This window comes from Microbacterium sediminis, from assembly GCF_004564075.1.
GTDB lineage: Bacteria > Actinomycetota > Actinomycetes > Actinomycetales > Microbacteriaceae > Microbacterium > Microbacterium sediminis.
On the sequence record NZ_CP038256.1, the window covers coordinates 1,154,690 to 1,180,059 of the forward strand.

Annotated in this window: 26 protein-coding genes; 18 read left to right on the plus strand and 8 right to left on the minus strand. The window is 71.7% G+C overall.

Features of this window, described 5'->3' with window-relative positions:
* Nucleotides 1–27 precede the first annotated feature (27 nt).
* Nucleotides 28–765, minus strand: a complete 738-nt coding sequence (locus E3O41_RS05530) for a CPBP family intramembrane glutamic endopeptidase (protein WP_240482218.1) — start codon at nt 763–765, stop codon at nt 28–30.
* A 178-nt stretch (nt 766–943) separates the two neighbouring features.
* Here E3O41_RS05530 and E3O41_RS05535 point away from each other — a divergent pair, with 178 nt between their 5' ends.
* From E3O41_RS05535 to E3O41_RS05590, 12 genes are all read left to right on the plus strand, one after another.
* Nucleotides 944–2,566, plus strand: coding sequence for a peptide ABC transporter substrate-binding protein (locus E3O41_RS05535; protein WP_067022662.1), 1,623 nt, complete (start codon nt 944–946; stop codon nt 2,564–2,566).
* A gap of 215 nt (nt 2,567–2,781) precedes the next feature.
* Nucleotides 2,782–3,711 carry an ABC transporter permease gene (locus tag E3O41_RS05540; RefSeq protein ID WP_067022665.1) on the plus strand — a complete coding sequence of 310 codons (930 nt, stop codon included), beginning with the start codon at nt 2,782–2,784 and terminating at the stop codon, nt 3,709–3,711.
* Nucleotides 3,701–4,639, plus strand: a complete 939-nt coding sequence (locus E3O41_RS05545) for an ABC transporter permease (RefSeq protein WP_135012136.1) — start codon at nt 3,701–3,703, stop codon at nt 4,637–4,639. The genes E3O41_RS05540 and E3O41_RS05545 overlap by 11 nt, the downstream gene beginning before the upstream one ends.
* A 14-nt stretch (nt 4,640–4,653) precedes the next feature.
* Entirely contained in the window at nt 4,654–6,306 is a 1,653-nt protein-coding gene (locus E3O41_RS05550; protein ID WP_067022670.1) for an ABC transporter ATP-binding protein, read from the plus strand.
* Between the two features lie 2 nt (nt 6,307–6,308).
* Nucleotides 6,309–6,872, plus strand: a complete 564-nt coding sequence (locus E3O41_RS05555; protein WP_067022673.1) for a PH domain-containing protein — start codon at nt 6,309–6,311, stop codon at nt 6,870–6,872.
* Between the two features lie 99 nt (nt 6,873–6,971).
* On the plus strand, nt 6,972–8,885 hold the full coding sequence (typA, locus tag E3O41_RS05560) for a translational GTPase TypA (protein WP_067022676.1): 1,914 nt from the start codon (nt 6,972–6,974) through the stop codon (nt 8,883–8,885).
* 452 nt (nt 8,886–9,337) lie between these two features.
* Complete coding sequence (locus E3O41_RS05565; RefSeq protein ID WP_067022679.1) at nt 9,338–10,045, plus strand: AzlC family ABC transporter permease; 708 nt, start codon at nt 9,338–9,340, stop codon at nt 10,043–10,045.
* The gene (locus tag E3O41_RS05570) at nt 10,042–10,356 is read left to right on the plus strand and encodes an AzlD domain-containing protein (RefSeq protein WP_067022681.1); all 315 of its coding nucleotides are present in this window, start codon (nt 10,042–10,044) and stop codon (nt 10,354–10,356) included. The genes E3O41_RS05565 and E3O41_RS05570 overlap by 4 nt, the downstream gene beginning before the upstream one ends.
* 26 nt (nt 10,357–10,382) lie before the next feature.
* Nucleotides 10,383–10,814: a hypothetical protein gene (locus E3O41_RS05575; protein WP_067022684.1), complete on the plus strand. Its 432-nt coding sequence runs from the start codon at nt 10,383–10,385 to the stop codon at nt 10,812–10,814.
* A 9-nt stretch (nt 10,815–10,823) separates the two neighbouring features.
* A complete protein-coding gene (gene fdxA / locus E3O41_RS05580) occupies nt 10,824–11,150 on the plus strand; it encodes a ferredoxin (RefSeq protein WP_067022688.1) in 327 nt (108 codons plus the stop codon).
* 7 nt (nt 11,151–11,157) lie between these two features.
* Nucleotides 11,158–12,270: a succinyldiaminopimelate transaminase gene (gene dapC / locus E3O41_RS05585; protein WP_135012138.1), complete on the plus strand. Its 1,113-nt coding sequence runs from the start codon at nt 11,158–11,160 to the stop codon at nt 12,268–12,270.
* 104 nt (nt 12,271–12,374) lie between these two features.
* On the plus strand, nt 12,375–13,673 hold the full coding sequence (locus E3O41_RS05590) for a citrate synthase (protein ID WP_135012140.1): 1,299 nt from the start codon (nt 12,375–12,377) through the stop codon (nt 13,671–13,673).
* 66 nt (nt 13,674–13,739) lie between these two features.
* Here E3O41_RS05590 and dapD read toward each other — a convergent pair whose 3' ends face one another.
* Entirely contained in the window at nt 13,740–14,663 is a 924-nt protein-coding gene (gene dapD, locus E3O41_RS05595; protein ID WP_135012142.1) for a 2,3,4,5-tetrahydropyridine-2,6-dicarboxylate N-succinyltransferase, read from the minus strand.
* Nucleotides 14,664–14,735: 72 nt separating this feature from the next.
* Between dapD and dapE the strand changes: the two genes are divergently transcribed.
* From dapE to E3O41_RS05610, 3 genes are all read left to right on the plus strand, one after another.
* The gene (gene dapE, locus E3O41_RS05600; RefSeq protein ID WP_067022697.1) at nt 14,736–15,809 is read left to right on the plus strand and encodes a succinyl-diaminopimelate desuccinylase; all 1,074 of its coding nucleotides are present in this window, start codon (nt 14,736–14,738) and stop codon (nt 15,807–15,809) included.
* A gap of 243 nt (nt 15,810–16,052) precedes the next feature.
* Nucleotides 16,053–17,009: a DUF2079 domain-containing protein gene (locus tag E3O41_RS05605; protein WP_338060466.1), complete on the plus strand. Its 957-nt coding sequence runs from the start codon at nt 16,053–16,055 to the stop codon at nt 17,007–17,009.
* Between the two features lie 112 nt (nt 17,010–17,121).
* Nucleotides 17,122–17,295 (plus strand): DUF3117 domain-containing protein, encoded by a 174-nt coding sequence (locus tag E3O41_RS05610; protein WP_067024165.1) that lies wholly within the window; start codon nt 17,122–17,124, stop codon nt 17,293–17,295.
* Between the two features lie 55 nt (nt 17,296–17,350).
* Here the strand turns inward: E3O41_RS05610 and E3O41_RS05615 are convergent, their stop codons facing one another.
* Nucleotides 17,351–17,983, minus strand: a complete 633-nt coding sequence (locus E3O41_RS05615) for an O-methyltransferase (protein WP_067022702.1) — start codon at nt 17,981–17,983, stop codon at nt 17,351–17,353.
* A 63-nt stretch (nt 17,984–18,046) separates the two neighbouring features.
* On the opposite strand from E3O41_RS05615, the gene E3O41_RS05620 reads away from it, so the two are divergent.
* Nucleotides 18,047–18,436 carry a twin-arginine translocase TatA/TatE family subunit gene (locus E3O41_RS05620; protein ID WP_067022705.1) on the plus strand — a complete coding sequence of 130 codons (390 nt, stop codon included), beginning with the start codon at nt 18,047–18,049 and terminating at the stop codon, nt 18,434–18,436.
* A 106-nt stretch (nt 18,437–18,542) separates the two neighbouring features.
* Here the strand turns inward: E3O41_RS05620 and E3O41_RS05625 are convergent, their stop codons facing one another.
* Genes E3O41_RS05625 through E3O41_RS05635 form a run of 3 tightly spaced genes read right to left on the minus strand, consistent with a single transcriptional unit; the run spans nt 18,543 to nt 21,534 of the window.
* A complete protein-coding gene (locus tag E3O41_RS05625) occupies nt 18,543–19,685 on the minus strand; it encodes an Mrp/NBP35 family ATP-binding protein (RefSeq protein WP_067022710.1) in 1,143 nt (380 codons plus the stop codon).
* Nucleotides 19,682–20,233, minus strand: a complete 552-nt coding sequence (locus E3O41_RS05630) for a DUF1003 domain-containing protein (RefSeq protein WP_067022713.1) — start codon at nt 20,231–20,233, stop codon at nt 19,682–19,684. Before E3O41_RS05630 ends, E3O41_RS05625 begins: the two co-directional genes overlap by 4 nt.
* Complete coding sequence (locus tag E3O41_RS05635; RefSeq protein WP_067022716.1) at nt 20,233–21,534, minus strand: magnesium transporter MgtE N-terminal domain-containing protein; 1,302 nt, start codon at nt 21,532–21,534, stop codon at nt 20,233–20,235. The genes E3O41_RS05630 and E3O41_RS05635 overlap by 1 nt, the downstream gene beginning before the upstream one ends.
* Before the next feature lie 98 nt (nt 21,535–21,632).
* Between E3O41_RS05635 and E3O41_RS14400 the strand changes: the two genes are divergently transcribed.
* Nucleotides 21,633–22,355 carry a YflT domain-containing protein gene (locus tag E3O41_RS14400; RefSeq protein ID WP_067022719.1) on the plus strand — a complete coding sequence of 241 codons (723 nt, stop codon included), beginning with the start codon at nt 21,633–21,635 and terminating at the stop codon, nt 22,353–22,355.
* Nucleotides 22,352–23,011 carry an alpha/beta hydrolase family protein gene (locus E3O41_RS05640; RefSeq protein WP_067022722.1) on the plus strand — a complete coding sequence of 220 codons (660 nt, stop codon included), beginning with the start codon at nt 22,352–22,354 and terminating at the stop codon, nt 23,009–23,011. The genes E3O41_RS14400 and E3O41_RS05640 overlap by 4 nt, the downstream gene beginning before the upstream one ends.
* Before the next feature lie 6 nt (nt 23,012–23,017).
* Here the strand turns inward: E3O41_RS05640 and E3O41_RS05645 are convergent, their stop codons facing one another.
* Together E3O41_RS05645 and E3O41_RS05650 are read right to left on the minus strand one after the other, a co-directional pair.
* Nucleotides 23,018–24,418 carry an aminopeptidase P family protein gene (locus E3O41_RS05645; protein WP_067022725.1) on the minus strand — a complete coding sequence of 467 codons (1,401 nt, stop codon included), beginning with the start codon at nt 24,416–24,418 and terminating at the stop codon, nt 23,018–23,020.
* Nucleotides 24,415–25,353 carry a hypothetical protein gene (locus E3O41_RS05650; RefSeq protein ID WP_067022728.1) on the minus strand — a complete coding sequence of 313 codons (939 nt, stop codon included), beginning with the start codon at nt 25,351–25,353 and terminating at the stop codon, nt 24,415–24,417. Before E3O41_RS05650 ends, E3O41_RS05645 begins: the two co-directional genes overlap by 4 nt.
* Nucleotides 25,354–25,370: the final 17 nt, after the last annotated feature.

The following is a 25,370-nucleotide window of genomic DNA, read 5'->3' on the forward strand; positions in this document are numbered from 1 at the left end:
CTCTGCACAGACTTGCGGCCCAACCCCCTACGGCAGGTACGGGGCCGCGAGGGGGTAGCCGACGAACGCGATCGTGTCGAGCAGGGTGTGGGCGATCACGAGGGGCATGACGCGGCGCCACCGCAGGTAGCACCAGGCGAAGGCGGCGCCCATCACCGCGTTGCCGAGCGCCATCGCCGGGCCCTGGTACGCGTGGTACGCGCCGCGGAGCAGGGCGATCGCGAGGATCGTGGTCCACGGCCGCCATCCCAGCTCGCGCAGGCGCTCGCCGAGGTAGCCGTTGAGGATCACCTCCTCGAGCAGGCCGGCGCGCGCGGCCGAGAGCAGCAGCAGCGGGATCGTCCACCACGCGGCGTCGAGCTCGGACGCCTGCACCTGCACCGTGAGCCCCAGCAGCCGCGACGCCGCGTACAGGGCCAGGCCCGGGATGCCGATCGCCGCCACGAGCCCGAGCGCGAGGCCTGCGTCGCGCCCGACGCGCGAGAGGTCCAGACCGATCCGCCGCAGCGCGTTGCGGCCCGGCTCCCACAGCAGGTACACCGCGAGCGCCACGAGCGCGAGGTCGAACGCCACGTCGAGCACCCGGTAGATCGCGTCCCACACGGCATCGTCGGCGCGCGCCGGGTTGAGCGCGGTCGACTGGTCCGACAGGGGTGCGGGGCGGGTCAGTGCGCGGATCAGCGAGAGCACCGAGTACACGGCGGACTGGCCGAGCGAGAGCGCCAGAACGATGCCGATCTCCCACCACAGCCGCGCGCGCACCACCCCGCCAGCGTGCCACACGCGAGGGCCGTGAGCAGATTGCCCATGGCCGAAGGGACCGCGTTACGGCGATGTAACAGTTCGCGATGCGAGTTGGTGCAATCGTCGCACCGTGCTTATCGTCGTCGCTATCGCCTGCACCCGAGTGGGCAGGCATAGTCCCTTCCCTGGAGGAAACCCAATGAAGCGCAACAAGGTCGCCCTTTCGGGCGTCGCGCTGCTCGGCCTCGGCGGCATCCTGCTCGCCGGTTGCGCGAGCGGCGACGGTGGCAGCAGCGACGGCGGCAACGGCGCCGGCGACGCGATCGTCACCACCAACGGCACGGAGCCGCAGAACCCGCTGATCCCGACCAACACCAACGAGGTCGGCGGCGGCAAGATCCTGGACAGCATCTTCTCGGGTCTGATCTCGTACAACGCCGACGGCTCGGTCGAGAACGAGGTGGCCGAGTCGATCACGGTCGACTCGCCCACGCAGCTCACCGTCAAGATCAAGGAGGGCCTGACCTTCACCGACGGTGAAGAGGTCACGGCCGACAACTTCATCAAGGCGTGGAACTACGGTGCCGCGCTCGACAACCAGCAGCTCTCGAGCTACTTCTTCGAGGACATCGAGGGCTTCAGCTGGGACGAGAACGTCGAGGAACTCTCGGGCCTGCAGCAGGTCGACGACTACACGTTCACGATCACGCTGAACAAGCCGGCCACCGACTTCGCGCAGCGCCTCGGCTACTCGGCCTTCTACCCGCTCCCGGACGTCGCGTTCGAGGACATGGAGGCCTTCGGCGAGTCGCCGATCGGCAACGGCCCGTACAAGCTGGCCAGCGAGGACGCCTGGGTCCACGACGAGGGCATCTCGCTCGTCGTGAACGAGGACTACGAGGGCCCGCGCGAGCCGCAGAACGACGGCCTCGACATCCGCTTCTACGCCTCGCAGGATGCCGCGTACGCCGACCTGCTCTCGGGTGAGCTCGACGTGCTCGACCAGATCCCCGAGGCCGCGCTCGAGACGTACCAGGACGAGCTCGGCGACAACTGGGTCAACCAGCCCGCCGCGATCTTCCAGTCGTTCACGATCCCCGAGTACCTCCCGCACTTCGAGGGAGAGGAGGGCGTCCTGCGCCGTCAGGCGATCTCGATGGCGATCAACCGCAAGGAGATCACCGAGGTGATCTTCCAGGGCACCCGCACCCCGGCCAGCGACTTCACGTCGCCCGTGATCGACGGCTGGAGCGAGGAGCTCGAGGGCGCCGAGGTCCTGGAGTACAACCCGGAGCGCGCGCAGGAGCTGTGGGCCGAGGCCGACGCCATCAGCCCGTGGGAGGGCTCGTTCCAGATCGCGTACAACTCCGACGGCGGCCACCAGGGCTGGGTCGACGCGGTGACCAACTCGATCGCCGGCACGCTCGGCATCGACGCCTCGGGCGCCCCGTACCCGGACTTCGCCGGTCTGCGTGAGCAGGTCACGAACCGCACCATCACGACCGCGTTCCGCACCGGCTGGCAGGCCGACTACCCGGGTCTGTACAACTTCCTCGGCCCGCTCTACGCGACCAACGCCGGCTCGAACGACGGTGACTACTCGAACCCCGAGTTCGACGACCTGCTGTCGCAGGGCATCAGCTCGGCCGACCCCGCCGAGGCCAACGAGCTGTTCCAGCAGGCGCAGGAGATCCTGCTCCAGGATCTGCCCGCCACCCCGCTGTGGTACTCGAACGTCACGGGCGGCTGGGCCGACACCGTCGACAACGTCGAGTTCGGCTGGAACTCGGTGCCGCTGCACTACAACATCACCAAGGGCTGATCGAGCCTGAGATGATCCGCTGCGAGGCGGTGGCGTACACGCCACCGCCTCGCACCATGTCGCCCGGCACACCGTTCTCCCAGTTTCGGGAGCGGAGGATGGCCGAGCGGGTCCCCCGAAGGACCCGCTTTCTGCTGTGCTCCTCGCCCCGCCCGCGGGCCAGGGTTTTCTTCCGTGTCGTGTGACCTCGTCATCCCCAGAAGGGAGGCACGAGGGTGGCCACTTACATCCTCAGACGCATCCTGCAGGTGATCCCCGTCTTTCTCGGGGCCACGCTGCTGATCTACTTCATGGTCTTCGCCATGCCCGGCGACCCGATCGCCGCGCTGTTCGGCGACAAGCAGCCGCCGCCGCAGCTGCTGGAGCAGATCCGCGCGCGCTACCTGCTCGACCAGCCGTTCATCGTCCAGTACCTCAACTACCTCGGCGGCATCCTGCGCCTCGACTTCGGCGTGGGCTTCAACGGCCAGCCGGTGATCGAGACGCTCGCCCGCACGTTCCCCGTCACCCTGCGCCTGGCGATCATGGCCGTGGCGCTCGCGTTCGTCCTCGCGATCGTGATCGGCGTGACCTCGGCGCTGCTCAAGGGCACGATCTACGACCACCTCATGCTCATCGTCGCGCTGCTGTTCGTGGCGGTGCCGGTGTTCGTGGTCGCGTTCGCCGCGCAGTTCTTCCTCGGCGTGCAGCTCGGCTGGTTCAAGCCGACGGTCGGCGCCGACAACGACTGGGGTGGCCTGTGGCTGCCCGCGATCGTGCTGGCCTTCAGCATCTACGCCACGATGATGCGCCTCACGCGCGCGTCGACGATCGAGACGCTGCAGCAGGACTGGGTGCGCACCGCGTACGGCAAGGGGCTGTCGCGTTCGCGCATCATCCCCGTGCACGTGCTGCGCAACTCGATGATCCCGATGGTCACCGACACGGCCTCGCAGTTCGGCGTCCTCATGGTCGGCGCGACCGTGACGGAGGGCATCTTCAACGTGCCCGGCGTCGGCAACCAGCTGTACACGGCGATCATCAAGCACGAGACACCCACCGTGGTGTCGTTCGTGACGATCTTCGTCGTCGTGTACGTGCTCATCAACCTGCTCGTCGACCTGCTCTATGGTCTGCTCGACCCGAGGATCCGCTATGTCAAGTAGTACGCATTTCGTGGCGCCCGTGAAGGAGGCGCAGGTCCAGGTCGATCAGGTCCAGCTGAGCAACCGCAAGAGCAACCTGTGGCTCGACGCGTGGCGCGACGTCCGCCGCCGCCCGCTGTTCTGGATCTCGATGGTGTTCGCGCTGATCGTGATCATCATGGCGATCGCCCCCGGCCTGTTCACCCAGGTGCTGCCCTCGGGCGGCGCGTGCCAGCTCGCCGTCAGCAACGCCGGCCCCGAGGCGGGTCACCCGCTCGGCTTCAACCGCCAGGGCTGCGACATCTGGTCGCGCCTGGTGTGGGGCACCCGCACGTCGATGGTCGTCGGCCTGCTGGCGACGCTCATCGGCACCGTGATCGGCGTGATCATGGGCGCCCTGGCCGGCTTCTACGGCGGCTGGCTCGACTCGCTGCTCTCGCGCATCGGCGACATCTTCTTCACGATCCCCTACATCGTCGCGGCGATCGTGGTGATGACGGTGCTCTCCAGCTCTCGGACGGAGCTGACGCTCGCGTTCGCGATCGGCGGGTTCTCGTGGGCGTCGACCGCGCGCATCGTGCGCGCCGAGGTGCTGCGCGTGAAGCAGTCCGACTACGTGATGGCCTCGATCGCCCTGGGGCTCTCGCGCTTCAAGACGATGCTCGTGCACGTGCTGCCCAACGCGATGGCCCCGGTCATCGTCGTGGCGACGATCAGCCTGGGCCACGCGATCGTGGCGGAGTCCACGCTGTCGTTCCTGGGCGTGGGCCTGGGCGGCAACACCGTCTCGTGGGGCGCCGACATCAGCCAGGCGCAGGCGACGCTTCGCACCGCACCGATGGCGCTGTTCTGGCCGTCGCTGGCGCTGACGATCGCGGTGCTCGCGTTCATCACGCTCGGCGAGATGCTGCGCGACGCGCTCGACCCGAAGGCGAGGGCACAGCGATGAGTGAAGGAATCCCCATGACGGATGCACTGCTGCGGATCCGCGGCCTGAAGGTCGCCTTCGGCACCGGCAAGAAGCAGCGCGAGGTGCTGCACGGCGTCGACCTCGACGTCTACACGGGCGAGACGGTCGCGATCGTCGGCGAGTCCGGCTCGGGCAAGTCGACCACCGCCTCGGCGATCATCGACCTGCTCCCGGGCACGGGCGCCATCACCGGCGGCACCATCACGCTCGAGGGGCGCGATCTCACCAAGGCCAGCCGCCGCGACATGGAGCGCCTGCGCGGCCGCGAGATCGGCTACGTGCCGCAGGACCCGATGTCGAACCTCAACCCGGTGTGGTCGATCGGCTTCCAGGTGAAGGAGGCGATCCGTGCGAACGGGCTCGCCACCGGCCGCAAGGAGGTCGAGCGCCGCGCGATCGAGGTGCTGCAGCAGGCGGGGCTGGCCGACGCCGAGCGGCGTCTGCACCAGTTCCCGCACCAGTTCTCGGGCGGCATGCGCCAGCGCGCGCTGATCGGCATCGGTCTCGCGGCCGACCCGAAGCTGCTCATCGCGGATGAGCCGACCAGCGCGCTCGACGTGACGGTGCAGCGCGTGATCCTCGATCACCTCGCCTCGCTCACGCGCGAGAAGGGCACCTCGGTGCTCCTCATCACGCACGACCTGGGGCTGGCCGCCGAGCGCGCCGACCGCATCATCGTGATGAACCAGGGCGAGATCGTCGAGTCGGGGCCCAGCCGCGAGATCCTGGAGTTCCCCCAGCACCCGTACACCCAGCGCCTCGTCGCCGCCGCGCCGAGCCTGGCCTCGCAGCGCATCCAGGCGAGCGTGGAGCACGTGACGACCGAGACCGAGCTGCTCGCGCAGGCGGCGCCGGTCGTCGAGGTGCGCGACCTCGTCAAGGAGTACCGGATCCGCAAGGGCGGCTTCTCGAGCGAGGCGTTCCGCGCCGTCGACGGGGTGTCGTTCCAGATCCCGCGCGGCAAGACGCTCGCGCTGGTAGGGGAGTCGGGCTCGGGCAAGTCGACCGTGGCGAAGATGGTGCTGCAGCTCGAGGAGCCCACGAGCGGTGACGTGCTGATCGACGGCGTGAGCACGTCGACGCTGCGCCGTCGCGACGTGCTCGGCCTGCGCCGGCGCATGCAGCCGGTGTTCCAGGATCCGTACGGCTCGCTCGATCCGCTGCGCTCGATCGGCACGCTCATCGCGGAGCCGCTCAAGGTGCACGGCGTCGGCGACTCCGCGTCGCAGCGTGCCCGCGTGCTCGAGCTGCTCGACCAGGTGGCGCTGCCGCGCGAGCTGGCGTTCCGCTACCCGAACGAGCTCTCGGGCGGCCAGCGCCAGCGCGTGGCGATCGCCCGCGCGCTCGCGCTCAAGCCCGACATCGTCGTGCTCGACGAGGCGGTCTCGGCCCTCGACGTGCTCGTGCAGGATCAGATCCTCACGCTGCTCGCCGACCTCCAGGCCGAGCTGGGGCTGACTTACCTGTTCATCACGCACGACCTGGCCGTGGTGCGCGTCGCCGCCGACATGGTGTGCGTCATGGAGCGCGGCAAGGTCGTGGAGCAGGGGACCGTGGACGAGATCTTCGCGAACCCGCAGCAGGACTACACCCGCCGCCTGCTCGAGGCCATCCCCGGCGCGTCGCTGTCGGTCGGAGGTCGCTGATCGTGTCGGGAGCAGGCGCAGACTACGAGCCCGGCGACGAGCTGACGCGTCGGATCCGGCCCGCCTCGGGCCGGGTCTGGCTGTCGCTCACCGCCGTGCTCGTGGTCGGCCTGCTCATCGACGCGATCGTCCGGGGCGGGTGGCTGCAGGCGGTGCTCATCGCCCCGTGGCCGCTCGCCCTGGTGTGGTTCGTCTACGTGTTCGTCTACGCGCCGCACGTGCTGGCCGACGAGCGCGGCGTGACGATCCACAACATCCTGCGCATCACGCGCGTGCCGTGGGGCGCAATCGACGACATCGTCATGCGCTGGCAGCTCGAGGTGCGCCTCACCGCCGCGGCCGGCGGCAAGAGCATCCAGGCGTGGGGCGTGCCCGCCCGCCGCCCCCGCGGCCGCACGCGCGATCAGCCGGCCGACGTCGAGGCCGAGATCCTGCGCGAGATGAAGCTCAACGCCGACGCCGACCCGTCCGACGACCGCGTCACCCGCTCGTGGGATCTCCTCGGCGTGGTGGGCCTCGTCGTGATCGCGGCGTGGGCCGCGATCGCCGTCGCCGTCACGTCCTGAGCCGGCTCGGCGGGGGGTGCGGGACCCGCTCAGGCGGACCGCGATAGGATGGACTGCCCCGACTCCGGGGTCCATCCCGTACATAGCAAGGATCCCTTCATGGCGCGCGCCCTCCGTCCGGACCTCCGCAACGTCGCGATCGTCGCGCACGTCGACCACGGCAAGACGACGCTCGTCGATGCCATGCTGCGTCAGACCGGCTCGTTCGGCTCCCACGAGCACCTCGAAGAGCGCGCGATGGACTCGAACGACCTCGAGCGTGAGAAGGGCATCACGATCCTCGCCAAGAACACGGCGATCACGTACAACGGCAAGCACACCGACACCCCGATCACGATCAACGTGATCGACACCCCCGGTCACGCCGACTTCGGCGGCGAGGTCGAGCGCGGCCTGTCGATGGTCGACGGCGTCGTGCTGCTCGTCGACGCCTCCGAAGGCCCGCTGCCGCAGACCCGCTTCGTGCTCCGCAAGGCGCTCGAGGCGAAGCTGCCCGTCATCCTGCTCGTGAACAAGACCGACCGCCCCGACGCGCGCATCGCCGAGGTCGAGGGCGAGGCCCAGGACCTGCTGCTCGGTCTCGCCAGCGACCTCGTGGACACGGTGCCCGACCTGGACGTCGACGCGCTGCTCGAGGTGCCGGTCGTCTACGCGTCCGGCCGTGCCGGAGCCGCCTCGCGCAACCGCCCCGCCGACGGGTCGCTCCCCGACAACGACGACCTCGAGCCGCTGTTCGAGGCGATCCTCGAGCACGTCCCGGCCCCCGAGTACGACGACGAGGCCCCGCTGCAGGCGTGGGTGACCAACCTCGACTCGAGCGCGTTCCTCGGCCGCCTCGCGCTGCTGCGCATCTTCAACGGCGAGCTGAAGAAGGGCCAGACCGTGGCCTGGGTGCGCCAGGACGGCACCACGCAGAGTGCGCGCATCACCGAGCTGCTCATGACGAAGGCGCTCGACCGCTACCCGGCCGAGAAGGCCGGCCCCGGCGACATCGCCGTGATCGCGGGCTTCGAGGACATCATGATCGGCGAGACGATCGCCGACCCCGAGGACATCCGTCCGCTGCCGCAGATCACCGTCGACGAGCCGTCGATCTCGATGACGATCGGCACGAACACCTCGCCGCTGGTCGGCAAGGTCAAGGGGCACAAGCTCACCGCCCGCATGGTCAAGGACCGCCTCGACCGCGAGCTCATCGGAAACGTGTCCATCCGCGTGAAGGACATCGGCCGCCCCGACGCGTGGGAGGTGCAGGGCCGTGGCGAGCTGCAGCTCGCGATCCTCGTCGAGAACATGCGCCGCGAGGGCTTCGAGCTCACCGTCGGCAAGCCCCAGGTCGTCACCCGCAAGGGCCCGGACGGCAAGGTCCAGGAGCCGTACGAGCACCTCACGATCGACGTGCCCGAGGAGCACCTCGGCGCCGTCACGCAGCTCATGGCGGCGCGCAAGGGCCGCATGGACAACATGATCAACAACGGCACCGGCTGGATCCGCATGGAGTTCATCGTGCCGTCGCGCGGCCTCATCGGCTTCCGCACGCAGTTCCTCTCGATCACGCGCGGCACCGGCATCGCCAACGCGATCTCGCACGGCTACGACGACTGGGCCGGTCAGATCGTGTCGCGCCAGAACGGATCGATCGTCGCCGACCGCGCGGGTGTCGCCACCCCGTTCGCGATGATCGCGCTGCAGGAGCGCATGTCGTTCTTCGTGAACCCGACCGACGAGGTCTACGAGGGCATGGTCGTGGGCGAGAACTCGCGCGCCGACGACATGGACGTGAACATCACCAAGGAGAAGAAGCTCACCAACATGCGCTCCTCCACGGCCGACACGTTCGAGTCGATGACCCCGCCGCGCATCCTCTCGCTCGAGGAGTCGCTGGAGTTCGCCGCCGAGGACGAGTGCGTCGAGGTGACGCCGGAGGCCGTGCGCATCCGCAAGGTGATCCTCGACGCCACGATCCGCGGCCGCGAGGCCTCGCGCCGCAAGCGCCAGGACGCCAACGCCTGACCCGGGGGTCGACGAGCCCGGGGGGTTGCGCCCCACGGGCTCGTCGACCGGAGCGCGAAGCGCGGAGCGGAGACGGGTCGAGCGGAGCGGCGCAGCCGCGGAGTCGAGACCGAGGGTTGAAGCCCGGTGCTCTCGACTCCGCTTCGCTCCGCTCGAGCCGTCTCGGCTCCCTTCGGTCGCTCGACGAGCCCGGGTGGTGACGGCTCGTGATCCGCTGAGCCCCACGGGCTCGTCGACCGGAGGCGCGGAGCGCCGGAGCGGAGACCGGGCCCCTGGAGCCGGAGGCTCCGCGCGTCGCGAATGCGACGTGTGGAGGGACGACGGGGCCGAGCGGAGCGGCGCAGCCGCGGAGTCGAGACCGAGGGGTTGAAGCCCGGTGCTCTCGAGTCCGCTGCGCTCGCTCGAGCCGTCGTGAGCGCAGCGCCGGGTCGGGCTCCAGTAGGCTCGATCCGGTGAGCACCGCCCCGTCCGACGAGCGCCGCAGCGCGTTCCGCGACGGGCTGGCCGTGGCGCTGCCGACGAGCGCCTACGGCATCTCGTTCGGCGCCCTGGCGACCGCCTCCGGGCTCGACATCTGGCAGACGTGCGTGCTCAGCCTGCTGATGTTCTCGGGCGGCTCACAGTTCGCGTTCGTCGGCGTGATCGCCTCGGGTGGCGGCGGACCGGCGGCCATCGCCTCGGCCGCGCTGCTCGGCGTGCGCAACGCGGCCTACGCGGCCCGCATGAACGCCGTCGTCGGCGGCACCTGGCCCCGCCGGCTCGGCGCCGCCCAGTTCACGATCGACGAGTCCACGGCCGTCGCACTCGCGCAACGCGAGCCCGGGGCGCGCCGCGTCGGGTTCTGGGTGACGGGCGTGGCGATCTTCGTGGGGTGGAATGCCACCACCCTCGCCGGCGCCCTGTTGGGCGACGTGCTCGGCGATGTGCGGGCCTATGGGCTGGACGCGGCGGCGGCCGCGGCCTTCCTCGCGCTGCTGTGGCCGCGCCTGCGCTCCCGCCAGGCCGTCGCGGTCGGCGCGGCCGCCGCCGTGATCGCCGCCGCGACGACGCCCGTCCTGATGCCGGGGCTTCCTGTCCTGCTCGCGGCGGTCGTCGCGATCGTCGTCGGCTGGACGAACTGGCTCGGGCGCCGCGCCGCGTCGGGCGGGGGCCCCGCATGAACCTGTGGACCGCGATCCTGCTGGCCGGCATCGCCGTGGCCGCGCTCAAGCTCGCCGGCTACCTGGTGCCCGAGGAATGGCTCGAGCGCCCGCGCCCCGCGCGCATCACCGATCTGCTCACCGTCGCGCTGCTCGCCGCGCTTGTGGCGGTGCAGACGCTGGGCGACGGCATGGCGGTGCGCGTCGACGCGCGGTTGCCGGCGGTGGCCGTCGCGGCGCTGCTGCTGTGGCGGGGCGCCTCGTTCCTCGTCGTGGTCGTGGCCGCCGCCCTCACCGCCGCCGCGCTGCGGGCGCTGGGCTGGGCGGCCTGACAGCGGCCGCCGCGTACCCTGAGACCATGCGTTCCGACTGGCCGATCCGTGTCGCCACCTGGCTGGGCGCGCTCCTCGCCGGCGCCGTGTTCGGCATTGCCGGCACCGTCATGCACTCGGCCGCGGTGATCCCGCTCGGCGTCGGGGGCGTCGTCCTGCCGGTCGGGATGCTGATCGCCGCCGTCGGCAGCCTCGCGCTGCTCGTCGCCGTCCGGATCCTCGGCGACGACCGCGCGACCGTGCTGGCCACGGGCCTGGGCATGCTCGCCGCGCTGCTCGCGTTCTCCGGCCAGGGGCCGGGCGGATCGGTCGTCGTCCCGGCCGCGGCGGAGGGGCAGCCGCCGCTGGGGATCATCTGGTCGTGGACCGTCGCGATCGTGGTGCTGCTCGTCGTGGCGTGGCCCGACCTGCGCGGCGTGCGGTCGACATCGGGGGAGCGCACGGCTCCCGACGCGTAGAATCGTCGGGTGACTTACGTGATCGCCCTTCCCTGCGTGGACGTCAAGGACCGCGCCTGCATCGATGAGTGTCCGGTCGACTGCATCTACGAGGGCGAGCGCAGCCTCTACATCCACCCGGACGAGTGCGTCGACTGCGGCGCCTGCGAGCCGGTGTGCCCCGTCGAGGCGATCTACTACGAGGACGACCTGCCCGACGAGTGGCAGGACTACTACAAGGCCAACGTCGAGTTCTTCGACGAGATCGGCTCGCCGGGCGGCGCCGCCAAGGTGGGCGTGATCCCCAAGGACCACCCGATCATCGCCGCGCTGCCGCCGCAGTCCGCCGGCCACTGAGCCGGCCATGGGCATTCGCGAGCTCGACGACTACCCCTGGGACGCCGTCGCCCCGCTGAAGGAGCGCGCCGCGGCTCACCCGGGTGGCCTCTGCGACCTGTCGATCGGGTCGCCGGTCGACCCCACGCCGCAGATCGTGCGCGATGCGCTGGTCGCGGCCACCGATGCGCACGCGTACCCCGCCACCGTCGGCAGCCCCGAGCTGCGCGAGGCGATCGTCGGCTGGTACGCCCGGCGCCGCGGCGTGCCCGATCTGGAGCCGCGCAACGTGCTGCCGACGATCGGGTCCAAGGAACTCGTCGCCCTGCTGCCGACGCTGCTGGGCCTCGGCGCGGGCGACGTCGTGGTGCACCCGCGCGCCGCGTACCCCACGTACGAGGTCGGTGCGGTCGTCGCCGGCGCCACTCCCGTGGCCGCCGACGACCCGGACGAGTGGCCCGAGGGCACGCGGCTGGTCTGGATCAACACCCCGGGCAACCCCGACGGCCGGGTGTGGGGCGTCGACGAGCTGCGCCGCGCGGTGACGCGGGCGCGCGAGCTCGGCGCCGTGCTCGCCAGCGACGAGTGCTACGCGGAACTCGGCTGGGAGGGTGAGTGGGCCGACGGTCCCGTGCCCAGCGTGCTCGACCCGCGCGTGACCGGCGGGCGCCGGTCCAACCTGCTGAGCGTGTACTCGCTGAGCAAGCAGTCGAACCTCGCCGGCTACCGCGCGGCGTTCGTCGCCGGCTGCGCCACCGTGGTGGGCGAGCTGCTCAAGAACCGCAAGCACCTCGGGCTCATGCTGCCGGCCCCGGTGCAGCACGCGATGGCGGTGGCCCTGGCCGACGACGCGCACGTCGCCGAGCAGCGCGAGCGCTACCGCGCGCGCCGCGAGGTGCTCAAGCCCGCGCTCGAGGCCGCCGGCTTCCGCATCGACCGCAGCGAGGCCGGCCTGTACCTGTGGGCCACCGAGGGCCGCGACGCGTGGGAGTCGATGGACCGCCTGGCCGACCTCGGCATCCTTGCCGGGCCCGGTGTGTTCTACGGGCCCCACTTCCCGCAGCACGTGCGCTTCTCGCTCACGGCGACCGACGACCGCATCGCCGAGGCCGCGGGCCGGCTGCGGTCATCGGGGGCCTGAAACTGCGGATAGGCTTGACGACGGCCGCGTGCGGACCAGCTTCGTTCGGCCTGCCCGATGACACGTCGGGCGAGAATCACCATCCCGATTCGCAAGGAGGCGCCGTGAGCGACGCAGGAAGCCTGCCCGAGAAGGCCGTTCTGACCGTCGGCGACAAGACCGCCGAGTTCCCCGTACTTCAGGCCACCGACGGCAAGTCCGCGATCGACGTCTCGACCTTCACGAAGCAGACCGGCTTCACCGCCCTGGACTACGGGTTCGTGAACACCGCGTCGACGATGTCGGACATCACCTACATCGACGGCGACCAGGGCATCCTGCGCTACCGCGGCTACCCGATCGAGCAGCTCGTCAAGGGCAACGCCAGCTTCCTTGAGATCGCCTGGCTGCTCATCTACGGCGAGCTGCCCACCGCCGATCAGCTCGGCGAGTTCGACGACAAGATCCGCCACCACACCCTCCTGCACGAGGACCTGAAGAACTTCTTCACCGCGATGCCGGCCGGTGCGCACCCGATGGCCGTGCTGTCGTCGGCCGTGGCCGCGCTGTCGACGTACTACGAGAACGACTCCGACCCGGACAACCCCGAGCACGTGGACCTCACGAACATCCGCCTGCTCGCCAAGCTCCCGGTGATCGCCGCCTACGCGCACAAGAAGTCGATCGGCCAGGCGTTCCTGTACCCCGACAACAAGCTCAGCTACGTCGAGAACTTCCTCCGGCTCAACTTCGGCAACATGGCCGAGCCGTACGAGATCGACCCCGTCATGGCGAAGGCGCTCGAGCGCCTGCTCATCCTGCACGAGGACCACGAGCAGAACGCCTCGACCTCGACCGTGCGCCTGGTCGGCTCGACCGGCGCCGACCAGTTCGCCTCGATCGCGGCCGGCATCCAGGCGCTCTCGGGCCCGCTGCACGGCGGCGCGAACGAGGCCGTGCTCAACATGCTCGCGCAGATCCGCGACTCGGGTCAGGGCGTGAAGCGCTTCGTCGAGAAGGTCAAGAACAAGGAAGACGGCGTGAAGCTCATGGGCTTCGGGCACCGCGTCTACAAGAACTACGACCCGCGCGCCAAGCTCGTCAAGGAGTCGGCCGACGAGGTGCTCGCCGCCCTCGGCGTGCACGACCCGCTGCTCGATCTCGCCAAGGAGCTCGAGGAGATCGCGCTGGAGGACGACTACTTCAAGGAGCGTCGCCTCTACCCGAACGTCGACTTCTACACGGGCGTGATCTACAAGGCGATGGGATTCCCCACGCGGGTGTTCACAGTGCTGTTCGCCATCGGCCGCCTGCCCGGCTGGCTGGCGCACTGGCGCGAGCAGAACCTCGACCCGCGCAACAAGATCGGCCGCCCGCAGCAGCTGTACACGGGCTCGCCGGCCCGCGAGTACCGCGGCGCCTGAGCCCGCACGGCGAAACGGCCGCCCTCCCTCGGGAGTGGCGGCCGTTTTCGCGTGGCGGGCGGTGGATCAGCCGTGCAGCGACGCGTTGAGGACGACGCCGACGCCCTCGCGGCGGACCGCCTCGACCGCGCCGGTGAGGGAGTTTCGACGGAACAGCAGGCCGCTCGAGCCGGACAGCTCCGCGCCCTTGACGACCAGGCCGTCCTCGAGTGTGATCTTGGTGCCGGCCGTCACGTACAGGCCCGACTCGACGACGCAGTCGTCGCCGAGCGAGATGCCGATGCCCGCGTTGGCACCCAGGAGCGTGCGCCGGCCGATCGAGACGCGGTGCGTGCCGCCGCCGGAGAGCGTGCCCATGATGGACGCGCCGCCGCCGATGTCGGAGCCGTCGCCCACGACCACGCCCTGCGAGATGCGCCCCTCGACCATGGAGGTGCCCAGCGTGCCGGCGTTGAAGTTGACGAAGCCCTCGTGCATCACGACGGTGCCGGGGGAGAGGTACGCGCCCAGGCGCACGCGGGAGGCATCGGCGATGCGCACGCCCTCCGGGAACACGTAGTCGGTCAGGCGCGGGAACTTGTCGAGCGAGGCCACCTGCACGCCGTCGCGCATCAGGTACGGGCGCAGGCGCGCGGCCTCGGCCGGCAGCATCGGGCCCGCGTTGGTCCAGGCGACGTTCGGCAGGTGGGCGAAGATGCCGTCGAGGTTGAGCTCGTTGGGGCGCACGAGGCGGTGCGAGAGCGCGTGCAGGCGCAGGTACACGTCCGAGGTGGAGGCCGCGGGCGCGTCGAGATCGATCTCAAGGGTGACGACCTCGACGGTGACGTTGCGCTTCTCGTCGGGGGCGGCGAGCCGGTCGAGCGACTCCACCTCATCACTCACGTCGCCGGCGCGGCCGGTGCGGGGTGCGGGGTACCAGGTGTCCAGGACGGTGCCGTCGGCCGCGATCGTCGCGAGCCCGACACCGGAGATCCAGCGCTCGTCGGTCATGCCTCCATCCTACGGAGGCGCCGTGCGCATCCGCCGGGCGGGGGCGCACGGGCGGCGGAATAGGCTGGAGCCATGCCGACGCTCGACCTCACCGCCTCCGCCGCCGACCTCACCCGCGCGATCTGCGACATCCCGAGCGTCTCCGACGACGAGACCCCGCTGGCTGACGCGATCTTCGCGGCCGTCTCGGCGCTGCCGCACCTCGAGGTCCACCGCCTCGGCGACACGATCGTGGCCCGCACCACCCTGGGACGGGCCCAGCGGGTGGCGATCGCCGGCCACATCGACACCGTGCCGATCAACGACAACGTGCCCACGCGCGACATCGAGGAGAACGGCGAGCCGGTCATCTGGGGGCGCGGCACCGTCGACATGAAGGCCGGCGTGGCCGTGCAGCTCAAGCTCGCCGCCGAGCTGACGGCGCCCGCCGTGGACATCACGTGGATCTGGTACGACCACGAGGAGGTCGAGGCCTCGCGCAACGGCCTCGGCCGCGTCGAGCGCGAGCGGCCCGACCTGCTCGCCGCGGACTTCGCCGTGCTGGGCGAGCCGACCGCCGGCGAGGTGGAGGGCGGCTGCAACGGCACGCTGCGGGCCGTCGTGCGCACCCACGGGCAGCGCTCGCACAGCGCCCGGTGGTGGATGGGCGAGAACGCGATCCACGCCGCCGCCTCGCTGCTGAACCGGCTGAACGAGTACCGGCCCGAGACGATCGAGGTCGACGGGCTGCACTACCGCGAGGGCATGAACGCCGTGCGCATCAGCGGCGGTGTCGCCGGCAACGTCATCCCCGACCTGTGCGAGGTCGAGGTGAACTACCGCTTCGCCCCGAGCCGCTCGGTGGAGCAGGCGATCGCCGAGGTCCGCACGCTGTTCGAGGGCTGCGACGTGGAGATCACCGACAGCTCGCCGGGCGCCCGCCCGGGCCTCGACGCGCCGCTCGCGCAGCAGTTCGTCCGCGCGGTGGGCGGGGTGGCCAAGCCCAAGTACGGCTGGACCGACGTCGCGCGGTTCTCGGCGCTCGGAGTGCCCGCGGTGAACTACGGCCCCGGCGACCCGATGCTCGCCCATCACGACGAGGAGCGGGTGCCGGTCGCGCAGATCGAGCGCGTCGAGGCGGGCCTGCGGGCCTGGCTCGAGGGGTAGGCGGCCATTCGCGTCGCGTGGGCCGCGCTGCCGGCGGCCGTCCGCATCGCGGCCGTCTATGCCGCCGCCCGGCTCGTCACGGTCGGGTTCATCCTGCTCGCCGCGCAGCTGGCGCCGGCGCACACGCAGCTCGGGTCGGGGGCGCCGCTGGTCGACTTCGCGCTGGCCTGGGACGCGCAGTGGTACTGGCTCGTCGCCTACCAGGGCTACCCGAGCGAGCTGCCGCTGACCGACGCCGGCCACGTGGCCGAGAACGCCTGGGCGTTCATGCCCGTGTACGCCTACCTGTCGCAGGCGGTCGCGACGGCGCTGGGCGCGACGTGGGGCGTCGGCGGCTTCATCGTCTCGATCGTCTCGGGCTACCTCGCCTGCCTCGCGCTGCACGCCCTGCTGCGGGAGCGGCAGAGCGATCGCGAGGCGATGTGGGCGGTGACGTTCTTCGCCGCCGGCCCGCTCGCGGGCCTGTTCCACGCCGGCTACGCCGAGACGCTGTTCCTGCTCCTGCTGTTCCTCGCGCTGCGCGGCGTGCTGCGCCGCCGCTGGGGACGGCTGTACCTGCTCATCCCGCTCATGGGCTTCACGCGCCCCGGCATCCTCGCCTTCGCGCTGCTGCTGGGCCTGTACGGCATCCGGCGATGGCTGCGCCGGCGCGAGGACCCGCTGCCCGCGCGCGAGATCGTGCACATCGTCGCGCTGGGTGCGCTGGCCACCGCGGTCGGCTTCGCGTGGCAGGCGATCGCCGCCGCGGTCACGGGCGATCCCGGCGCGTACCTCGACACCGAGCTGGCGTGGCGGCGCTCCTGGGTCGGCACCGAGCACTTCCTGCCGACGCAGGGGTGGTTCCAGGGCGCGGAGGTCTGGTTCGGGGTGTGGGGCCTGCCCACCTGGCTCGCTCCCGTCGCCGTGGTGCTGCTCGTCGTGGCCGGTGCCGCGCTGCTCATCGTCCCCCGGGCGGTGCGGCGGATCGGACCGGAGCTGCGCCTGTGGTCGGCGAGCTACCTCGTGTACCTGCTGCTGGTGTTCTTCCCGCAGTCGAGCATCTTCCGCCTCCTCGTGCCGCTCTCGCCCCTGTGGGGCGCGGTCGCGGCCGTGCGCGTGCGCGGCGTGCGGATCGCGGTGCTCGGGCTGTGCCTGCTCGGCCAGTGGTGGTGGATCTGGAACATGTACGGCCAGGGGAGTGCCTTCTGGCAGATCCCCTGAGGCCGCCGCGCGATATGCCGGATCCGGCGCACATCTGAACCGTTCGCGAATGGACTGCGGGGTGCCGAGCGATAAACTGGACCCGCTGATTCTTACCGAAAGGGAGCCCGCCATGGCAGCCATGAAGCCCAGAACCGGTGACGGACCGATGGAGGCCGTGAAGGAGGGGCGCCTCATCATCGTGCGCGTTCCGCTGGAAGGCGGCGGCCGTCTGGTCGTCTCCGTGAACGATGACGAGGCCAAGGAGCTCTACGGCGTCCTCGGCGAGGTTGTCGGCGCCGCCTGATACACACTGCGAAAAGCCCCGAGCCGTGACGCTCGGGGCTTTTTCGTGCCGGCGGTCAGTCCGCGACGGTCGTCAGCTGCAGCAGTCCCTCGCCGACGGGAGCCAGTGCGGCGACCACCGCCGCCGATTCCTGCGTCTCGCGCAGCAGGGTGCGGTAGGCGGTGGTCAGATCGTCGCGCTGCACGGGGTCGGCGACCTTGCCGCCCGCGAGCACGCGCGGCACGAGCACGGTGCCGCCCGGGCGCGCGAGCCGCAGGCCGTGCGCCACGTCGTCCATGACCCGTGCGGGATCGGCGTCGATGAGCACGAGGTCGTATGCGCCCTCGTTCATGCGCGGCAGCACCTCGGCGGCGCGGCCGGTGATCCACCGCACGCGGGTGGTGGGAACGCGCGCGGCGAGGAACGCCTCCCGCGCGGCGGCGAGGTGCTCGGGCTCGCTGTCGATCGTGGTGAGGGTCGCGTCGGGCGCGCCGTGCAGCATCCACAGTCCGGAGACGCCGGCGCCCGTGCCGACCTCGATGATCGATCGGGCGGCCGTGGCAGCGGCGACGAAGGCGAGCTGCGCGCCCAGGGCGGCGCTCACCGGCGCCGCACCGAGCTCGCGCGCGTGCTGGCGGGCCCTCATGATGTGATCCGGCTCGATCACGTTCTCGCGGACGAACCGCGCGATGGCATCCTGCTCGCTCATGGCCTCCAGCCTAGGGCTCGCGCGGCGAAAGCCCGATCTCATCCCGGCGGGTACGATCGATCCGTGGAGTTCGGCCTGTCCTTCGACAAGATCATTCTGATCGGCGTGGTCGCGGCCCTCCTCATCGGACCCGAGAAGCTGCCGCGCTACGCCGAGATGCTCGGCGCTTTCGTGCGGCGAGCCCGCGAGTTCCTCCAGGGCGCGCAGGAGCGCGTCAAGGAGGAGATGGGCGAGGACTTCCAGGACGTGGACTGGCGCAAGCTGGACCCGCGCCAGTATGACCCGCGGCGCATCATCCGCGAGGCGCTCATCGAGGAGCCCACGCCGGTGGTCGCCGGGGCCACCGCCTCGCGGGCCGCCACGACGCGCACGGCGGTCGCGCCGGTGCGCCCGGCCGCGCGGCGGACGTTCTCGGCGGCCGAGCCGCCGCCGTTCGACGCCGAGGCCACCTGAGTCTGGTTGCGCTGGTCGCTTCATCTGCGGCGCTTCGCGCCTCCGTTCCGCAACCGGTGAGTGGACCCGATCGGTTGCTGAATGGACCGCGGCACCCCGGTTGGTCTCAGCCGAGGGCGACGGGGAGCTTGCGGCCGGCGAGCCCACGCGGCAGGCCCGCGATCCGCTCCGCCAGGCCCGCGATCGCTCGCGCGGCCGGGTCGTCGGGCTGCGACGCCACGACGGGGTCGCCCGCGTCGCCCGCGCGGCGCAGGGCGGGACTGAGGGGGATGGAGGCCAGCACCGGGACGGTCTCGCCGCCCTCCGAGAGCGCGGCGGCGACCTCGTCGCCCCCGCCGGCGCCGAACAGGTCGAGCGCGGTGCCGTCGGGCAGCGTCATGGCGGCCATGTTCTCGACGACGCCCAGCACCCGCTGACCGGTCTGCCGCGCGACGAGCCCGCTGCGCACCGCCACGTCGGACGCGGCGGCCTGCGGGGTCGTCACGACGAGCACGTCGGCGTGGGGGAGCAGCTGCCCGACCGAGATGGCGACGTCGCCCGTGCCGGGCGGCATGTCGAGGAGCAGCACATCGAGGTCGCCGAAGTACACGTCGGTGAGGAACTGCTGCACGGTGCGGTGCAGCATCGGCCCGCGCCACGCCACGGCGCCCAGCCGGCCGTCCTGGCCCCGCTGCAGAAACATCCCGATCGAGATGGCCTTCACCCCGTGCGCCACGGGCGGCAGCATGAGGTCGTCGAGCTGCGTGGGCTGCGCGATCTCGCCGTCGCGGGACAGGCCCAACAGTGCCGGGATCGAGAAGCCATGCACGTCGGCGTCGACGATCCCGACCTTCAGGCCCCGCTGCGCGAGCGCGACCGCGAGGTTCGCCGTCACGCTCGACTTGCCCACGCCGCCCTTGCCGCTCGTGACGGCGATGACGCGGGTGAGCGAGTCGGGGCCGAACGGCATGACCCGCGCGGGACCGCCGCGCAGCCTCTCCGTGAGCGCCTGGCGCTCGGCCGGGGTCATCACGCCGACCTCGAGGTCGACGGACGCCACGCCGGGCACGGCGGTGGCCGCGGCCCGCACGTCGGACTCGATCCGGTCGGCGGCGGGGCAGCCCACGATCGTCAGCGCGATCTCCACGCGCACGTCGGCGCCGTCCGCCGTGACGCCGCGCACCATGTCGAGCTCGGCGAGCGGGCGGCGCAGCTCCGGATCGGAGACGCGGCCGACGGCCTCGAGCACGCGGGCGGCGAGGTCGGTCACGGGCGCTCCCGCTGCCGGTCGCGGCGGCGCTCCTCGGCCGCGCGCTCGTCGGCGGTCGACGGGTCCTCGAGCTCGGCCAGCAGCGCGCGCAGCTCGTCGCGCAGGAACTCGCGCGTGATCTGCCGCTCGCTGAGGTCGTCGATCGTCATGCGCAGCGCCACGATCTCGCGGGCCATGTACTCGGTGTCGGCGAGGTTGCGCTCGGCGCGCTGGCGATCCTGCTCCATCGCCACGCGGTCGCGGTCGTCCTGGCGGTTCTGCGCGAGGAGGATGAGCGGCGCGGCGTACGACGCCTGCAGCGACAGCATGAGCGTGAGGGCCGTGAACCCGAGCGCGGCGGAGTCGAAGCGCCACGCCGGCGGCGCGAGCGTGTTCCACACCATCCACACGACGCAGAACATCGTGAGCAGGAGCAGGAACCACGGCGTGCCCATCGCGCGCGCCACCCACTCGGTCGCGCGGCCGAAGCGATCGCTGCTGCGCGGCGCCGACTCGACGAAGCGCGGCGAGCGGCCGCGGGGCGAGTCGAAGTCCTGTGCCCGCGCCATCACCGCACGCTCCCGGGCGGCAGGGTGATCGTGCCGGTGGACTGCGGCGCGGTCACGCGCGCGTCATCGGCCTCCTGCGAGCGCCAGTCGTCGGGCAGCAGGTGGTCGAGGACGTCGTCGACCGTCACGACGCCGACGAGCCGGTGGGCGCGGTCGACCACGGGCATCGACACGAGGTCGTAGCTGGCCAGGCGCCGTGCCACCTCGGCGGTGGGGGCCGTGGTGAGCAGCGGCTCGAGGGTGTCGTCGAGGATCGCGCCGATGCGCTCGTGCGGGGGATAGCGCAGCATGCGCTGGAAGTGCACGGCGCCGAGGAACCGACCGGTCGGCGTCTCGTAGGGCGGCAGCGTGACGAACACGCTCGCGGCGAGGGCGGGGTGCAGCTCGTGCCGCCGGATCAGCGCGAGGGCCTCGGCGATCGTGGCGTCGGCGGGCATGATGATCGGCTCGGTCGTCATCAGGCCGCCGGCGGTGTCGGCACCGTACTTGAGCAGCTCGCGCACGTCGTCGGCCTCGTCGGGCTCCATGAGCTCGAGCAGCTCCTCCAGGCGCTCCTTCGGCAGCTCCGCGAGCACGTCGGCGGCGTCGTCGGGGTCCATCGAGTCGAGGATGTTCGCCGCGCGCTCGTCGCCCAGGCGCTCCAGGATGCGCACCTGGTCCTCCTCGGGCATCTCCTCGAGCGCGTCGGCGAGGCGGTCGTCCGAGAGCTCCTCGGCGACCTCGATGAGACGCGCCTCCGGCAGATCGAGCAGCGTGTTGGCGAGGTCGGCGGGCTTGAGGTCGGCGAAGCTCTGCGCCAGGTGCTCGGCCGACTGGGCCTCGCCCGGCTTGACCTGCTCGCGCACCTCGTTCCACATGGCGAACGTGGTGGCGCCCTTCGCGAACGGCGACGCGCTCGTCTTGGGCTTGCGCAGGAACAGCTGCCCGACCGACCACTCGCCGAGCCGGTTGGGCTCGACGGCGATGTCCTCGATCACCGCGGTGCCGCTGCCGTCGACGAAGCGCACGCGGCGGCCGATCATCTCGGCCATCACCCGCACCTCGCCCGCGCGGGGCTGGAACCGGCGCACGTTGATGAGGCCGGTCGTGATGACCTGGCCGTGGGAGATCGACGTGACCCGACCGATCGACAGGAACACGTGCCGGCGCCCGGGGATCTCGATGACGAGCCCGATGACGCGGGGCGAGCCGGAACTTCGGTACACGACGACGACGTCGCGGACGCGGCCGAGACGATCGCCGGAGGGGTCGAAGACCGGGCATCCTGCCAGTCGCGCGACGAAGACCCTCTGCGTGCTCACGGTTCCAGCGTAGCCCGGGCACCCGCGGGTCCGGCCGACACAGCGAGCTCATAGGCGGATCAAAGGACGCCCGGGAGGGGGCATGGGATGATCGAGCCATGAGCATGATGGGTGGAGCCGGCCGCACGCCCCAGAACGTGGGCGAGACGATCGCGCGTTACGGGGACTACGAGGGTGCGCAGAAGGCGGTGTCCAAGCTCATCGAAGCCGACATCCCGGCGCGCGAGATCAGCATCGTCTGGGCGGGCCTGAAGGCCGTCGAGATGGTCACGGGGCGCATGGGGTGGGCGCGCGCGGCGTGGTCCGGCGCCCTCAATGGCGCCTTCCTGGGCCTGATGTTCGGCGCGGTGTTCACGCTGCTGTCGCCGAGCCTGGAGATCACGGTCCTGATGGGCTGCCTGCTCGTCGGCGTCGCGATCGGCATGATCATGCAGCTGCTCGGCTACGCGCTCACGCGTCGCCGCCGCGACTACACGAGCATTACGGCGCCGATCGCCGACCACTACGAGATCGCCGTCTCGGGCACGCACGTCTCGAGCGCACGCCGCATCCTCGGCGGCGGTGACGGATCGGGCCCGGCGGCGCCGACCGCGCCCGCCGCGCCGACCGTCGCGCCCGCCGACCTCGAGCCGCCGCGCTACGGCATCCGCATTCAGGATCAGCGCCCGGCGGCCCCCGAGCCGCAATGGGCGCCGGTCGCCGAGGACCCCGCTCCCTCGGCACCCGCCGCCGACGCCGAGATCCCGCCCGTTACGCGGCCGGACGAGGACCGCGACGACCGCGACGACGACCAGCCGCCGGCACCCACCGGAAGCGCGTGACCGAGCGGATCCACGTGCCCGTCGCCCTGCCGGGCGGCGAGACGCTGATCACGGCCGCGTGGCACGGCCCCGCCGGCGACGCGCCGACCGTCGCGATCGCTCACGGTGCGGGCGCCGGCATGGACCATCCGTTCCTCGTCGGTCTCGCCGAGGCGCTGGGCGAGCTGGGCGTGCGCACGCTCCGGTTCAACTTCCCCTACGTCGAGGCGGGCCGGCGCCTGCCGGGCGCCGCGGCGCACGCGATTCTCGCCTGGCGCGCCGTGCTCGCCGAGGCCCATCGCCGCGCGCCGCGCGTGTGGGCCTGCGGCAAGTCCTACGGCGGGCGCATGGCGTCGATGGCGGCCGCTGAGGGCGACTTCCGCGTCGAGGGGCTGATCTACCTCGGCTATCCGCTGCACCAGCCGGGGCGGCCCGAGAAGCCGCGAGCCGAGCATCTGCCGCGCGTGACGGTGCCGCAGCTGTTCGTCGAGGGCGAGAACGACCCCTTCATCCAGCCGCGCGAGCAGCTCGAGGAGGTCGTGGCGACGTGCCGCGACGCGCGGATCGCGTGGATCGCGGGCGCCAATCACTCCTTCGAGGTGAAGGGCGCCCGCCGCCCGGCCGACGAGATCGGGCGCGGGCTCGCGCCGCTCGTGGCGGACGCGACCCACGCCTGACGCGACTCAGGCCGACAGCCGCGCGATCCAGGCCTCGACCTCGTCCGCGGTGCGCGGGATGCCGGCCGAGAGGTTCACGGGGCCATCGGCGGTCATGAGGATGTCGTCCTCGATGCGCACGCCGATGCCGCGGTACTCCTCGGGCACGGTGAGGTCGTCGATCTGGAAGTACAGGCCCGGCTCGATCGTGAAGACCATGCCCGGCTGCAGGATCCCGTCGTAGTACATCTCGCGGCGGGCGGCCGCGCAGTCGTGCACGTCGATGCCCAGGTGGTGGCTCGTGCCGTGCACCATGTAGCGGCGGTGCTGGCCGCCCTTGTCGGCGTCGAGCGCCTCCTCGGCCGTGACGGGCAGCAGGCCCCATTCGGCCGTCCTGGCGGCGATGACCTTCATGGCCGTCTCGTGCACGGTGCGGAAGGTGACGCCCGGCCGAGCCGCGGCGAAGGCCGCGTCGGCCGCCTCGCGCACGGCCTCGTAGACCTTGCGCTGGATCGGGCTGAACGTGCCGTTCACGGGCAGGGTGCGCGTGATGTCGGCGGTGTAGAGGCTGTCGACCTCCACGCCGGCGTCGATGAGCACGAGGTCGCCGGGGACGACCCGGCCGTCGTTGCGGGTCCAGTGCAGGTAGCAGGCGTGCGGACCGGCGGCGGCGATCGTGTCGTAGCCCTCCCAGTTGCCGTCGCTGCGGGCGCGCTGGTGGAAGACGCCTTCGATGACCCGCTCCCCGCGCGGGTGCTCGATGATGCGCGGCAGCTCGCGGACGATGTCGTCGAAGCCCTTCGCAGTCACGTCGACGGCCAGGCGCATCTGCGCGATCTCGTACTCGTCCTTGGTCAGGCGCAGCTCGGAGACGAAGCGGGTCAGCTCCTCGTCCTCGTCGACGACGAGGTCGCCCTCGCGGGACTCGAACTCGTCGATGTGCGCGGCGGCGAGGCCGAGGTCGGCCGCGACGCCGGCGAGGGCCGGGCGGGGGCCAATCCAGAACTCGCCGATCGTGGCGTCGGAGTAGAACTCCGCGGTGGTGCGGTCGGCACGCTCGCGGAAGTAGAGGGTGACCTCGTGGCCGGCGGCGGTCGGCTCGAAGACGAGCATCGAGTCGGGCTCGGCGTCCGCGGCCCAGCCGGTCAGGTGCGCGAAGGCCGAGTGCGCGCGGAACGGGTAGTCGGTGTCGTTGCTGCGCTGCTTGAGCGACCCGGCGGGGATCACGAGCCGCTTGCCGGGGAACGCCGCCGACACGGCGTCGCGGCGACGGGCGGCGTACGGCGCCTGCTCGCGCGCGGGGCTCGGCACCTCCACGCGCTCGGCCCAGCCCTCGCTGATCGTGTCGAGGAAGCCCTGGGGGAAGGGCTGCTTCCGGTTGGACACCGGCTCTGCCTGCTGCTGCTCCGTCGCGGTCGAGTCGCTCATGCCTCCAGTGTCTCACCTGCGGCCGGCGCGTCGCTGCGGCCGCGGGCGCCCCGCGCGAACGCCAGCGCGACGGCGCCGAGGAGCCCGATCGCCGCGGCGACGAGCACCGGCCAGAGCCCGCCGACGAGCTGGCCCTGCAGGGTGATGAGCGCCGTCTCGAGCATCGCGCCCCACGACCCGAGGTTGACGCGGGACGCCACGGCACCCAGCAGCGCCCAGAGGAGCGCCGGCGCCAGCCACAGGATCGCCAGCGCCCCGACCCAGGCGCCCACGCGTCGGCCGCTCCACGCGAGGATCGCGCCCACGAGGAGCGCGGGCAGCCACTGCCAGGCCCACACGAGGACGGCGGGCGGGTCGAGCGAGAACGGCCCGGTGATGTCGGTCCAGGCGCGGATCCAGAACCCGGCCGCCACGGCACCCGCGGCAAGCCCCGCCGCGGCGCCGGGGACCGCGGTGCCGGCCGCGAGGTGCAGCGCGACGACGCCGATCACCGCCGCGACGGCGCAGAACACGACGATCGCGGTGACGTAGAGCGCGGCGGCCGTGGAGATCGAGCGCACGTCGGCGGCGAAGGTGGGCGAGCCGGTCTGGCGCATGCCGCCGGCCGTGACGATCGCCGTCTGGACGATCGCGACCGCCTGCACGAGCACGATGCCCCCGGCCGCCGCCCACCGGGTGCGGGGAGCGGACCGCCCGCGCAGCGCGAGGCCGACCGCGGCGCCCGGCAGCGCCAGCAGGCCGAACAGCGACGGCAGGGCGTACTGGCTGAACGGCAGCAGCGCGAACGGCATGTCTTCGGGCAGGGTCGGCGCGGCCCAGAGGTTCTGCAGCGGGAGCTGCAGGCCCGCGGCGACCCACGGGAGCAGCCCCGCGAGTGCCGCGATCACGCCGATGAGTGCCGCGGACGCCAGCGGCAGGTGCTTCGGGGAGGTCACCTCGAGATCGTGGCAGC

Excerpts from the sequence above, each read along its gene's own strand:
- E3O41_RS05535 (WP_067022662.1), top strand. The coding sequence starts at position 944 with ATGAAGCGCAACAAGGTCGCCCTTTCGGGCGTCGCGCTGCTCGGCCTC.
- E3O41_RS05545 (WP_135012136.1), top strand. The coding sequence starts at position 3,701 with ATGTCAAGTAGTACGCATTTCGTGGCGCCCGTGAAGGAGGCGCAGGTC.
- E3O41_RS05550 (WP_067022670.1), top strand. The coding sequence starts at position 4,654 with ATGACGGATGCACTGCTGCGGATCCGCGGCCTGAAGGTCGCCTTCGGC.
- typA (WP_067022676.1), top strand. The coding sequence starts at position 6,972 with ATGGCGCGCGCCCTCCGTCCGGACCTCCGCAACGTCGCGATCGTCGCG.
- E3O41_RS05570 (WP_067022681.1), top strand. The coding sequence starts at position 10,042 with ATGAACCTGTGGACCGCGATCCTGCTGGCCGGCATCGCCGTGGCCGCG.
- E3O41_RS05575 (WP_067022684.1), top strand. The coding sequence starts at position 10,383 with ATGCGTTCCGACTGGCCGATCCGTGTCGCCACCTGGCTGGGCGCGCTC.
- dapC (WP_135012138.1), top strand. The coding sequence starts at position 11,158 with ATGGGCATTCGCGAGCTCGACGACTACCCCTGGGACGCCGTCGCCCCG.
- dapD (WP_135012142.1), bottom strand. The coding sequence starts at position 14,663 with ATGACCGACGAGCGCTGGATCTCCGGTGTCGGGCTCGCGACGATCGCG.
- dapE (WP_067022697.1), top strand. The coding sequence starts at position 14,736 with ATGCCGACGCTCGACCTCACCGCCTCCGCCGCCGACCTCACCCGCGCG.
- E3O41_RS05610 (WP_067024165.1), top strand. The coding sequence starts at position 17,122 with ATGGCAGCCATGAAGCCCAGAACCGGTGACGGACCGATGGAGGCCGTG.
- E3O41_RS05615 (WP_067022702.1), bottom strand. The coding sequence starts at position 17,983 with ATGAGCGAGCAGGATGCCATCGCGCGGTTCGTCCGCGAGAACGTGATC.
- E3O41_RS05630 (WP_067022713.1), bottom strand. The coding sequence starts at position 20,233 with ATGGCGCGGGCACAGGACTTCGACTCGCCCCGCGGCCGCTCGCCGCGC.
- E3O41_RS14400 (WP_067022719.1), top strand. The coding sequence starts at position 21,633 with ATGAGCATGATGGGTGGAGCCGGCCGCACGCCCCAGAACGTGGGCGAG.
- E3O41_RS05645 (WP_067022725.1), bottom strand. The coding sequence starts at position 24,418 with ATGAGCGACTCGACCGCGACGGAGCAGCAGCAGGCAGAGCCGGTGTCC.